This is a genomic window from Cohnella zeiphila, assembly GCF_014212055.1.
In the GTDB taxonomy this organism is placed as follows: domain Bacteria; phylum Bacillota; class Bacilli; order Paenibacillales; family Paenibacillaceae; genus Cohnella; species Cohnella zeiphila.
In genome coordinates this window covers 66322-79625 of the sequence record NZ_JACJVO010000036.1, presented here as the reverse complement: position 1 = coordinate 79625, position 13304 = coordinate 66322, and the positions used below count along the sequence as shown (strand labels likewise).

General features: G+C 52.4%; 8 protein-coding genes. All 8 read right to left on the bottom strand.

The window, feature by feature from the left end; genetic code table 11:
* Positions 1-99 precede the first annotated feature (99 nt).
* Positions 100-2079, bottom strand: a complete 1980-nt coding sequence (locus H7C18_RS27825) for a beta-galactosidase (protein WP_185132395.1) — start codon at positions 2077-2079, stop codon at positions 100-102.
* Positions 2080-2117: 38 nt separating this feature from the next.
* Positions 2118-3929 (bottom strand): beta-L-arabinofuranosidase domain-containing protein, encoded by a 1812-nt coding sequence (locus H7C18_RS27820; protein WP_185132394.1) that lies wholly within the window; start codon positions 3927-3929, stop codon positions 2118-2120.
* Between the two features lie 306 nt (positions 3930-4235).
* Positions 4236-5912, bottom strand: coding sequence for a type 2 periplasmic-binding domain-containing protein (locus tag H7C18_RS27815; protein ID WP_337913915.1), 1677 nt, complete (start codon positions 5910-5912; stop codon positions 4236-4238).
* A gap of 105 nt (positions 5913-6017) precedes the next feature.
* Entirely contained in the window at positions 6018-6914 is an 897-nt protein-coding gene (locus tag H7C18_RS27810; RefSeq protein ID WP_185132467.1) for an ABC transporter permease subunit, read from the bottom strand.
* Positions 6915-6940: 26 nt separating this feature from the next.
* Positions 6941-7852, bottom strand: a complete 912-nt coding sequence (locus tag H7C18_RS27805) for an ABC transporter permease (RefSeq protein WP_185132466.1) — start codon at positions 7850-7852, stop codon at positions 6941-6943.
* A gap of 218 nt (positions 7853-8070) precedes the next feature.
* Positions 8071-10365, bottom strand: coding sequence for a helix-turn-helix domain-containing protein (locus H7C18_RS27800; RefSeq protein WP_185132393.1), 2295 nt, complete (start codon positions 10363-10365; stop codon positions 8071-8073).
* Between the two features lie 126 nt (positions 10366-10491).
* On the bottom strand, positions 10492-11265 hold the full coding sequence (locus tag H7C18_RS27795) for an alpha/beta hydrolase (RefSeq protein WP_185132392.1): 774 nt from the start codon (positions 11263-11265) through the stop codon (positions 10492-10494).
* A complete protein-coding gene (locus tag H7C18_RS27790; RefSeq protein WP_185132391.1) occupies positions 11262-13289 on the bottom strand; it encodes a YjhG/YagF family D-xylonate dehydratase in 2028 nt (675 codons plus the stop codon). Before H7C18_RS27790 ends, H7C18_RS27795 begins: the two co-directional genes overlap by 4 nt.
* Between the last annotated feature and the right edge of the window lie 15 nt (positions 13290-13304).

Sequence of the window (13304 nt, the reverse complement as noted above, 5' to 3'; positions counted from 1 at the left end):
ATGGACGAATTTGAAAAAATCCGAAGCGACGGTGTTGAAACGTCAGAAAACCGCGGCTATTGCCCAAAAAATGGACAATGCCGCGACTTAATTCATTCCTTATGCAAGTTCGACAATCTCTACCTCGTACGGCTCCATGTCCAGCTTCGGTCCAATCCGCCTCTCATGAAGCTGACTGGAATACGCTTGATCAAGCGTTACAGTCTGACGGTTCCGCGATAGATTCAAAATGAACAAATACCGCTCCTCCCCCTTCTGGCGAACCGAAATCTGAACGCCTTCCGGCAGATCCGGGAACAGCTCAACCCCGGCTTCTGAAGCGGCTTCCCGGAAAAAGTCCACATAAAAGTTCTCTTCGGCTATCATCCCCAAATAATACACCTTGCCGTCTCCAAGCGAATGCACCGAAGCGGCCGGCTTGCCGGCGAAAAAGTCGTCTTCGTACCAAGCGATCGGCGCCGCGCCCGAGAGTTCCAGAATATCGCACCATTGCGCGCACGTATACGTCTTCCCGTTCTTTGCTCGAATGGAGTGAACGTCTTTGCCGATCGGGTCGTATTCGGAAACGGATACTCCGGCCGCTTCGGCCAGCAGTCCAGGCAGCGGCTCCATCCTGCAAACATTGTTCATATTTTTTACGCCGCTGCGATTCGTAACGATCAAGGTTGCCCCGTTTCGGACACATTCCTCCAAATGGCGTGCTACGCGCTTGTCAAGCAAATAGAGGGACGGTGCGACGATGAACCGATATCCGCTTAAATCAGCTGTCGTATTCAACGCATCGGATTGAATGCCCAGCTTGGTCATGGCACGGTGATACAGCTTCAAGTTGTCGAAATAATCCATTCCCTCTGCCTGGGGCTGAATCTGCAGCGCATTGTATAAGTCGTGCGAATGGAGGATGGCCGCTTCACTTTTTACTGTCGATCCGGACAAAAGCGGAGAAAGCCGGTTCACTTCCTCGCACAGCTTGACGTATTCCTCGAACCGGCGTCCCGGGACGTTGCTATGGTCGATCAAGCCATGCCAGAATTGCTCGGCGCCTGCCGGAGCGTTTCTCCATCTGAAATGTACGAGGGTATCGGCACCGCGCGAAACGCATTGCCAGGCAAAGGCTCGAATAAAACCCGGCTGAGGAGTCCGCCACATCGGGAACCAGCATCCGGGCGGGCCGCTGATGGTTTCCATGATCCAGAAATTTCTCCGCTTAATCCCTCGAGTCAAATCCAGCGTAAGCGCCCCGCTGTATCCGCTTATCATCGACTTCTCCGGACTTGTGTTCGGATAATAGTCTAGGGAGGCAAAATCCAGTGTCTCGCAAAGTTTATAGTAGTCCAGGGACATCGGATAGCTCCAAATGTTATGGGTTACGAAATGACCCGGGCACCGATTCCGCAACACATCGGCTTGCAATTGCTGGAACTCGGCTACGGAATCCGTTTCGAACCTTTTCCAATCCAGCAAATAGGAAGGATTTTTGAAGGCGGTGCCGCCCAGCGGAGGGTTGATTTGCGACCAACTGCTGTACTCTCCGCTCCAGACGACCGTCCCCCAAGCACGATTCAGAGCTTCCAAAGATTCGTATTTGGCCGACAGCCATTGACGGAATCGTTCGCTGCAATTTTCGCAATGACATTCGTTCAGGGCAAATTCGTTGTCGATCTGCCATCCGACCACTGCCGGATGCTTCGAATAATGCGAGGCAAGCTTGTCCACGATCTTCTCCGAATATTGGCGCATGGACGGGCTGTTGTAGCAACGATGTCCCCGTATTCCGGGATTCCGGGGATGCAGCAGGGAATCAACGGGAAGAACGTCCGGATGCCGCTCCACAAGCCAGTTCGGCGGGGTGTTGGTCGGGGTTCCGAGAACGACCTCGATTCCGCGTCGATGAAAAACGTCTATTGCGTCGTCCAGCCAGGCGAAATCGTATCGATCTTCCTCCGGCTCCAGACGCGACCATGCAAATTCCGCTAACCGAACCAAACGAACTCCCGTCTTCCGCATCAATTCCGCATCTTGATCCCACAGATCTCGTTCCCAATGCTCCGGGTAATAATCAACGCCCATTTTTATCATAAGCTGCCTCCTATTGATTGCAGGATAAAAGCAATTATTTAACCTGCCGTATAAGCCGATCTGCCATCCTTGGCGTAGGAAAAGCCGTTATTCGAAACATGATTCCCCGTCAGGTTCAGGTAAACCGTGTATTCTTCTTCCTCCACCCGATAAAGCGGAATGAATTTCGTTTGATTGCCCTGCTCGTCATCCACGGCAAGTTCCAATCGATCGGACTCAAGCTTAACGAACTTGTCATGGAGTTTTTGAACTGTAATGCCCTTCAAAGGATTTCCCCCTACCTGAGCGAGCAAAACGCTGCCGTACATAACCGCCGACAAGCCTTCGGAACCCTGCAGCGGAACCAGATGCAAGGAGGCATCGATTGCTATCTCGATTTTATCGTTATGGCGAAATACACGTTGAACCGCGACATATCCATGTTCCTTCTTCAGATCGATAGAAACGGAATTGATTTTGATCGATTTAACGGCCCTTTCCTTCAACATCAGTTTAAACTCCGCTGGTTCGGCCGACTCGATCACAAGCGTTGAGGTAAGCCGGTCGGGAAAGTCCGTACGTTGAGCGATCTTGATATTCCGTTCCTTCCAATCTAATGTTGAGGGTATAAAAGCATTAAGCAGGATCGTATCTTCTTTTTTAAACCAGATATTTTTTTGAAGCTCGCTCATTGCCTCGACTCCGGACGCCGTACAGCACCAGAAGGAATCGTACAGGCCGCTGAATTTCTTGACCGCGCAGCTGCCCATGGGCTGATGGTACTGGGAAAGACCGGTTTTATCGCTCGCGCTGTTAAGAATGGCGTTATATTTCAAGGATTCCATATGATCCAGATATTCGACCGTGCCGGACCATCCAACCAACTTTTCAAGTATTCTCTCCGTATTATGAGCGCAGCAGCTTTCGCTTTCTCCGCCTGTCAATGCATCTCCCAGCTTTCCATAGCCTCCCCAATGCTCGGATTTTTCAGAAACCCCGCCTTTGATAGAAGCGGTCGCCTTGGAACTGCTGTTGCCGTTGGCAAAGGTTCTTCCCTGCAAGTAGCGGTAAAAATTCAAGGTAGCCGTCTTGTACTTCTCCTCCCCGGTAATGTTGTACCGATGCATGGCGGCAATCATCATGGGGAGATGCGTGTTGGCATGCAGATCTTCCAGCACGTCTTTGCCGGCTTCAAGAGAACCGATCCAATAATCCCTGTCGAAAGTGTTGGCCAACTCAAAGAGCTTGGCATCGCCTGTCAGGTCATACAAGGTGTAAAGGGTATCGCCAATACCTCCGAACTCGTTCACCGGGTTCACCTTCGTGCAGCGGAGAATCCCGTCGATTTTCCAGAAGGAAAGCTTCTCAAAGCGGTTATGAATGTAACGGGCCAAGTTTACGGCAAGAGACAGGGACCCGGAGATGCCCAGATAGAGATGACAATCAACCAAGCCCTGCATGATTTTGTGCAGCGTGTAATAAGGCGCCCATACGTTTCGGTTTTCTTCGAATTCCAGAATATCCAACTTCTCTTCTTCGAACGCGCTTAGATATCCGTTCGGTTTTGCGCATTTCCCCATGATATCGACGATCATGTTTGCTTTATTTCGGAGCAATTCATCCTTATCGGCAAATGCGATTTTGGCGCATGCCGAAAGAAAATGCCCGACAAAGTGTCCCCTCAAGCCGCATTCCGTATCTTCCCAACCGCCCAGTGGCTCTGCTTCTGACGGAATCCCCGCATTGATTTTAAACGTATGCATAAGTCGGTTTAAGTCAAATTCAACCATATACTTTTTAACGAGATCTCTTCGGTGAGCAAATGTTTTGTCGGTCAATTTCACTTCATCTAATTGAAAATTGACAAACATACCTGGCACCTCGCCCCATTTTCGAAAAAAAGCCTATTCATCGCATGCTAAACGACCGGTTGGGCCCCCGAGATTCGTACGCGGGCTCCGGCAAGCTTTATTTCTAATATAGCAGCATATATAAATTCGAGCCTCTTCAAAACATGCGGATTTATGCTGTATTCTGCTCTTGCTTCCGCCTACTGTTCCTGCAGCAAGAGTAAAAAGCTCCTTTATCTCGGAGGAATGACGCCATTTCCGTCATTCCTCCGGCAAAGGAGCAGCTGATGGAGTTTAGCCGCTGCATTTCTTACCTGGCTTTCATTTTTAATTCCCGCTGCTTTTTTTGTACTGATCGTATTCGGCCTGCATGATGTCCAAATAACGTTTGAGATTCAGCTTCTCAAACCCGTTGACATAGGAATCCCAGTCTTTATTGAGGTCCTTCTTTCCCATAATAAATTGGGAGGTGTTCTGCTGAATATAGCTTTGGATATTCGTTCGAAGCATGGACACTTCGTCGGCTTCCGAAGGATCGACCCAGGTCGCCCAATGGGGGAACACTTCCGACGGTTCTTTGCCGTCATACAAGTGGGTCGCTTCCTGAAGCCTGCGCTCGTAGCCGGTATCCTTATAAATGTCGGTGTCCTGTACGATACCGTCCCTATACGCCTTGTTATGGTAATATTGCGCCATCGCTCCCCAAGCGGAATTATGGGGGGCTTCGCCGTCTTTGGCAGGGATGGTGGCATAGAGCGGCTGAACGCCGTCTTCGATCGCCTTTTCTCCTTCCTGAGGCTTTCTCCAATCCAAGCCTTCCTTTCCCAAATACCCTTCCGTGGCGCCTTCTGTCGTATACATATAATCCAGTACCTTGATCGCTGCAATCTGCGCTTCCTTGCTGGCTTTGTTCGTCAGTACAAAATCGCCGCCCGGCGAACTCGGGTAGTTGTAAGTCGCATAAGAGGTTCCGTCAGGCCCTTTCAGCGGAGCAACCGGGTTGTAAACGTCCGCGTACAGCCTGCTTTTATCCGATAAGAATATCCCGGGATGCATAGCCGGCCCCGCTCCCAGAATCGGCGCTTCCGCATTATCTCCCAATGCCAGATACGCATCGGCGTTCTGAGTAAATGCGCCCGGATCGATCAAACCTTCCTGATATAAGGAATGAAGGTATTCAAGTCCTTGCCTCCATCCTTCTTTGTTGGGGGCAAACTCGACTTTGCCGTTGTCCATTAATAGGTAGGTTTGGTCGTCGTCATAGATGAATGCGTTCATCAGAAACGGAACCGGCGACGTCCAATTCCAGTTGACGGATCCGCTTATCGGCACTTCGTCGGCTTTGCCGTTGCCGTTCGGGTCTTTGGTTTTAAACGCTTCCAACACCTTCTTGAAATCTTCGGTCGTTGCCGGCATTTCCAGATTCAGCTTCTTCAGCCAGTCGGTATTGAGCCACATTTTGGCTTCGTAAGTGCAATGGTAGCACTCATTCAGCTGCGGAATTCCATAAATATTCCCATCGGGTGCCGTCAGCATGGCTTTGTAGTAAGGATGGGTATTGATGGCTTCCACGACATGCGGAGCGTATTCGTTGATAAGGTCGTTTAGCGGAATGATGACGCCTTGTTTGCCATACTTCAGAAGCTCCGCTTGCGAGAAATGGTCGACCCAGGGAACGAGCAAATACAAATCCGGGTAGTCTCCGCTGGCAAGCGATATTTTTCTCTTTTCGGAGGCGCTGGATGCATCGTATGTCGTCGTCTGCCAGGTGAATTTGATATTGAATTTGTCTTCCATTTGCTTAGAGAACCAGTTGGTATTCAGGTCGGCATCCGAGCCTTGCGGAGCAAACACGCTGATCGACGCCGGTTTGCCCGTTGTGCCGTTGTCGCCGGTTGAATTCCCGGATTCCGCCGCGTCGCCGCCTCCGGACTTCGAACAACCGGATAGAACCATGACGAAAAGAAATACCGCGACCGTGAATCCCCATACTCTTTTCTTCAATGTTGACCGCTCCTTTTTTTCGTTCGTTAATTTAATAATCTTCGTTTACCGTTCGCAAGGCGCAACTTCCTTTACATCGGCATTCCCCCTTTCAAGCTCTCGCCGTCAACCTTTCACCGAACCGATCAGCATTCCCTTTACAAAAAAGCGCTGAATAAACGGATACACGACGAGAACCGGCAAGCATGCAACGACGATGAGGGAATATTTCATCAAATCCGCCACGTCTCTTCGCTTTAACAACTCCGCCGCATCGATGTTGCCTCCGGAGACCGTATTCAGAATCAAGATGTTTCGCAGCACCAGCTGCAAAGGATACAAAGCCTGAGTTTTTAAATAAATCAATGCATCGAAATACGTATTCCACTGATAAATGCCGTACATAAGCGCGACGACCGCTATGATCGGCTTGGACAAGGGCAAGACAATGGAGCCAAGAAATCTCAGATCGCTGCATCCGTCCAGTTCGCTCGCTTCCACAAGCTCATCCGGAATGGTAGATTGAAAAAACGTTCTTGCGATAATGATTTGCCACACGGCAATCGCTTTGGGGATGAGCAGCGCCCATCTCGTATCGACCATGCCGAATTGCTTGACGATCAAGTACTCGGGGATCAATCCTCCGTTGAACAACATCGTAATCACGATAAAAATCATCAGGACGTTGCGCCCGTAAAAGGATCTCCTGGATAGCGGATAGGCGACCAGAACGGTCAGCGTCGTGCTGATGAGCGTTCCGAATATCGTGTAAAAGAATGAATTCGCATAGCCTAGCACGACTTGCGGGTTGCGAAAGACGGCCTCGTAACCGGCAAGAGAGAAGTTCACCGGCCAGAGCCATACCTTGCCCGATGAGACGGCCAGCGGACTGCTCAGAGATGCGCTGGCAATATAAACGAGAGGATAGAGGATGACAATCAGAACCGCGGTCAACAGGATATAAATAAAGGTAAGAAAAACTTTGTCCCCGTAGGATTCCTTAATCCGATTCTTTGAAGCTATCAAAGACGATTCCCCCTTGGACGTGATTACCACAATGCATTTCCGGAAATACGCTTCGCCAACGCATTAACCGCTACCAGCAGGATCAGATTGATAATGGAGTTGAACAGCCCGATCGCCGTGGCAAAACTGAAGTTTGCGTTCAACAGACCCATTTTGTACACATAAGTGGCGAGAATCTCGGATTGGCTGAGATTGATCGGATTTTGCATCAGATAAATTTTCTCGAAGCCGACCGACATTAAATTCCCTACGCTCAGGATCAAAATGATCGTTGCCGCAGGCAAAATCCCCGGAAGGTCGACGTTCAGAATTTTCTGGAATCTGGAGGCGCCATCCACCCTTGCGGCCTCATAAAGAGAGGGATCGATGCCGGCCAAGGCGGCTAAATAGATGACCGCAGAGTACCCGGTATTTTGCCACGCATCCGACCATACGTAGATGGATCGAAACAGAGACGGCTCTCCCATAAAATTGATTTCATGGATTCCGAAAAAACCCAAAAGATGATTAACCACGCCGAGCCTGGGGGACAGAAGCATGATAAGCATGGAAACGATAATAACGGTAGAAATAAAATAAGGCGCGTAGGTTACCATCTGGACCGTCTTTTTGAACCATCCGTTGCGGATTTCATTCAAAAACAATGCCAGGATGATCGGCAAAGGGAAGCTGACCGCGATTTGGTACAGACTGATGAACAGAGTGTTCTTGACCAAAATCCAGGCTTGGGGATTCTCGAAAAACAATCTGAACTGTTTATCCCCGACCCAAGGACTCCCGAACACTCCTTGCACCACGCTGTAATCTTTAAATGCGATGAGGACGCCGGCCATGGGAATGTATTTAAAGATAACAAAGTACAGCACGGGAACGATCAGCACCAGATAAAATTGCCAGTGTTTCTTGAAACTCTTCACAGCGACTTTCCTTCTCATTGCTCTTTTGTTCGTCTGGTTCGATACAGGTTGCAACGACACGGACTGCAGAAGAACCCCTCCTTCGCTTTTATGAAAACGGTAACAAAACTCTCACCGCTACTTTAAGGGATTCGTTGAAAAGGGTAAAGGAACAATTCAATCCGGCGGATACTTTCCCCGGAAATGGAAGGGAACAAATCGGAAGACGGGATACAATTCCAGCCGTTCGCCATTTCTTATTTGACCGTTTGCCGGTATTCATGGGGGGTCATTCCGCAATATCGCTTAAAAGCTCTCCGAAAAGATTGAGGACTTGCATAGCCGCATTTCTCCGAGATGCTTTCGATTTTCTCTTCCGTCTCCATCAATAATTGCCGGGCCTTGTTCATACGAATTTTTTCAAGGTGAATATAGATGTATTCCCCCGTATGCTCCTTGAACTTCTGCGTTAAATATTTCTCGGGACGACCGATCGCGTCGGCCATTTGATTCATGGTTAAATCCGGGTCTGCATAATGAGAGTCGAGGTAGGCCAATACCGTCCGAACAATCTTATTCTCCGCTTCGCTCTTTTGCTCGTCGACCAAGCTGCAGAAGGATTGCAAGCTTTGTCGAATGGTTTGCTTGATGACTTCGTTCCCTTGGCTCGCCTGCAATTGAGCCACTCGATTTTTTATGGATTTAAGTTCGTCCGAATCGGCAAGGCCTCTGACATCGAAGCCTTTCAGGAGCGACGTTTTCAGGTCGGAAATCAAAAGGCTGTAAAAATCAAACGAAAGCTCTCTCGCTTCGAAGTTCTCGTAAAAAATCCCGTTCAGAATCGCGCTGGCTTCCGGATAATCCCCCGCCCTAATGGCATGAATAAGCCTGATTTCCAATTCCAACGGGTAATCGTACATCACGCTGTCCCGAGGAAGGTCTTGAAACCAGAAAACGCCTTCGCTATCGATTGCATTGGAATATGCAAGCGCTTGTTTGGCTTCTTCGTAAGCGCGATGAATTTCTCCGGCGGAATGATAGGCGGAGCTGATGGATACCGCAAACAACAGCTTATATCTTTGGGCATTCCGTTCATGCAGCAAATCCAGCATGCGGTTGATTTCTGCTTCATGATTCTCGGATGTCGGTTGGACGGGAATCAGAATGACCAGCTTGTCGAATTCCCATTCGGTCAGCATGATTTCGGGCATGTCCTCTAATATGGCGCTTTTCATGACCAGCCGGGCGGCAAACAATTCGTTTAGGATCTCCTTGCTCTCCATCGTTCCATACCCTCTGATTTGGAGAAGAACGACATATCCTTGTTCGTCTAAATGGCGAATGTTCGCTTGGGATGCCGCGGCGTGAATGGCCGTTGCGGAGCTAAATTCTCCATTGATCAGCCTTTTCACGAATACGTCTTTGAGAATCGGCTCTTGGCGGACGATCTCTTCCCGCAAACGTCTGTTATGGGAGAGAATTCGCGAGATGTTTCCTTGAATGAAGTCATAGCCATGCCCTTGCGGCAAACCGTCTTGCGTTAAAAAAGCGCGTATGCTTTCGGCGATTTTGTATAGGGGTCTGGTGTTCCGATAGGCCAGAAATAAACTGGCTAATAACCCGAACAGCAAAGTTGCGGCTGTCAACAGCCAAGTAACGTTCTGGATCCGATAAGCGCTCTTCATCAGAATCGATTTGGGCATTCCCGCGACATAATGCCAGTTCGTCAGCTCGGAAGATCCGATACTGAAAATAATCGTACTGCCGCTAGCCTCCGGATCGGCCTGTTCGTTCCGCAGCGCGTTCACCTTCGCCGCCTCGGATTGCGAAATGCCGGATGATGCGATAATGTTGCCCTTAGAGTCGGCAATATAGGACCAACCCCCGATTTTGTCCGAAATCCCGTTTAACAAGTTTAATATTTTCTGTTCGTCGATTAAGACGACAACGGTGCCCGAACCCGATTCGATGCTCCCGATCGGCAATGTCCGGGTATAGGCGACGAATTTCTTTTCCACGGCCTGCACGGCATAGGGCTCTGCTTGCGAAAATCCGTTTTTTTCATTGTCTTCCCTCAGATTCCGAATCCATTGATCGTAGTCCTCGTCTGCAGGATGATTCAATGCAAAGAAATGATTGGGTCTGACAAATACCGACCCCGGCTCAATGACCGTATTGCTGCTTTTCAAATAAACGTATGTATTCGCCAAAAAGTCGTTGGTACTCGCATAGTGGGTTAGCGTTTGGGCCAATTTGTACATTTGAAGCGCATCCGTCTGCACGTCATCCCGATTCATCAGATCCTCCAGATCGGCATCGGAGCTGAGTTGTTGAGTGAATCGAATGACTTCGCCGAGCCTTTGGTCCACAATCTGTTTGCTTTGCTCGAGGATGGACATGCCGATTTTCAAGGAGCTGGCTCGGGCTTCCTGGATAGAAATGGTATACGAGATGTAGCCGGATAAATTGGGAATCATCAAAATCATAACATAGGAAAAAAGAAAAGCTTTGAATGGATTGGATAATTGAAAACGAATAGAAACCACTCCCATCTTTTGGATTCGGTACCGCTTTCATTTAAACATAACATAAAGGCGAATCGCCGGAAACGGCGAAAAAGCCGCGCCATCCATCGGCAGCGGCTGCGTCAAAATCGGGCCGTTCGTTCGTTGCCTCAATTAGTCATTCTTGAAAAGAAGCTGTGAAAAATGATACAGGTCGTTCTTCCAAACGCTCCAATCGTGGCCGCCGCTTTCTTCGCGCCATAGGTGCGGCACCTGACATTCCGTCAAATAGGCGTGCGTCCGGTCGCTGATCGGCTTGAGATCGTCCCGGTCGCCGCACGAAAGCCAAAGCAGCCGGAGACGGGCCGAAGCTTCCTCCGGGTTCGGCAAGAGCAGCTCGGGCTCCCTTGTGTTCGGCGCGGGAGAAAAAGCCCCGATCCAGGCGAAGCATTCGAGATGGCCAAGACCGATATTCAGCGCTTGCCCCCCGCCCATGGAAAGACCGGCCAGCGCCCGCTTCTCCCGCGCTGTCTCTGCCGGGTAGTTTGATTCGATGAAAGGAATCAAGTCATGAAGCAGATCGGATTCGAACGTCTCGAACGATTTGACCTTCTCAGGATCGAAGATGTCGCCTCCGACTCGGTCATCCGGCATTGCTCGGCCGTTAGGCAGAACGACGATCATCGGCGCAAGCTTGCCGGCGGCATACAGATTGTCCAGAATCTCCCGCAATCTGCCGTAACGGGACCACTCGGCTTCGTCCCCTCCTATGCCGTGCAGAAGGTATAGAACGGGATACCGCCGGTGCCCGGAAAATCCCGGAGGCAAATAAATCATCGTTTTACGGGGATTGCCGACCGTCGCGGAAAAATATTCGACGGTATCTATTTGGCCCTGCCGGCTATTTTCCTGGACTTGATCAAATCCTGGCGGAGCGACAGCCTTCATGGATGATGATCCTCCTTTCGGATAGGCGGATCGGACTCGGGTGTTCCGCCTGCCGTTGCGAGCGCTCGCATGCCGGCCTCCAACGTCTTGACGATCCGGTCGATGTCGTAGACGCACCCCTTCCAGGTGCCGCCGCTGGCCGCCTGAAGCGCCGCCCACAGCCGCGTATCGTCCGGCAGTTCCGGATCGGCCGCCAGACCGGGATGCGGCAGCCTCGCCGCCAGAATCGCCGTCCCGGCCTCCGGCGAATCCGGCGGCTCGCCGCAACCGACCATCTCGATTCGGCCTTCCAGCTTGCGAGTGTCGACGAGGATGTCGACCCAGTCGCCGTCCCGAAGCCTCCCGATCGGCCCGCCCGCCAACGCTTCGGGCCCGACGTGGCCAATGCAGGCGCCCGTCGATACGCCGGAGAAGCGGGCATCGGTAATCAGCGACACCTGCTTGCCGAACGATAGATGCTTCAGCGCGGACGTCAACTGGTACGTTTCCTCCATCCCGGTTCCGGAAGGTCCGCGCCCGATCAGCGCCATGATGTCGCCTGCGGAGATCCCCCCGGTTTTGATCGCGCGAATCGCATCGCGCTCGGTCGTAAACACCTTAACGCGGCCGATATGCCGGAATACGCCATCGGCGTCAAGAACCGCCGGATCGAGAGCGGTCGATTTGATCACGGAGCCTTCCGGCGCCAAATTGCCGGTCGGGAAGGTGACCGTTGGCGTCAGACCGGCTGCGCGCGCGCTTTCGGGACTGTAGATGACGCTGTCCGGATCGATCCCTTCCTTCTCGGACAGCCAAGCTCTCATCCGGAGCCGCCGTTCGGACGTCTCCCACCAGTCCAGCACCGCTCCCAGATGCATCCCGGACGCCGTAAGAGCGCTCTCATCCAGAACGCCAAGGCGGCGCAGATGCAGCATGACCTCCGGTACGCCGCCGGCCAGGAACACGCGCACCGTCGGATGAGGGACAGGTCCGTTCGGAAGCACGCTGACCAGACGCGGCACGCTGCGGTTCACCTCCGCCCAATCCCCGGCATCCGGAACGGCAAGCCCCGCCGCTTGCGCGATCGCGGGAATGTGAAGCAGCAAGTTGGTCGAGCCGCCGAAGGCCGCATGAACGGCCATGGCGTTGCGAATGGAAGCGTCCGTCAACAGGTCGCCCAAGGTCAAGCCGCGCTTCGCCAGGGCCATTGCGGCGCGTGCGGATTGCCGCGCCATCGCCGTCCATACCGGTTGGCCCGACGGCGCAAGCGCGGCGTGGGGCACCGTCATTCCCATCGCCTCGGCCACGACCTGCGCCGTTCCGGCCGTGCCCAGGAACTGGCAGCCGCCGCCGGGCGTAGCGCAGGCGCGGCAGCCGAGATCGGCGGCCGCCTCCAGCGTCAGCTCGCCATTCGCGTATCGGGCGCCGATGGTCTGAATCTTGCCGGCGTCTTCCCCATGCGTCGGCGGGAGAGTGACCCCGCCCGGCACGATCACGCCCGGCAGATTCTTCATGCCGGCGAGAGCCAGCATCATGGCGGGCAGCCCTTTGTCGCAAGTCGCCACGCCAAGGACGGCTTGGCGCGTCGGCAGGGAACGAATCAGACGGCGCATGACTATAGCCGCGTCGTTGCGGTAAGGCAGCGAATCGAACATCCCCGTCGTGCCCTGCGACCGGCCGTCGCACGGATCGCTGACATAGCCGGCGAACGGGATGCATCCGGCCTTCGCGATCTCTTCCGCAGCCGCCCTCATGAGAAGCCCGATCTCCCAATGCCCGGTATGATAGCCGAGTGCCGCCGGCGTTCCGTCTTCGTTGCGAATGCCGCCAAGCGTGCCCAGAATGAGAATCTCTCGTCCCTGCAGCCGGTCCGGCCGCCAGCCCATCCCGACGTTCTGGCTCCACCCGAACAGATCGCCGCTCGGCGAATTCAACAGAAGCTCCGGCGTAAGCGGCAGCTTGCCCGACGGACCCGGCGCATGCGTCTCGACTTCGAAATACGTCTCTTCCTCCGGCCCCATCACTTCCCTTAGCCGTTCGTCCATGACCTTCCTCCTCCC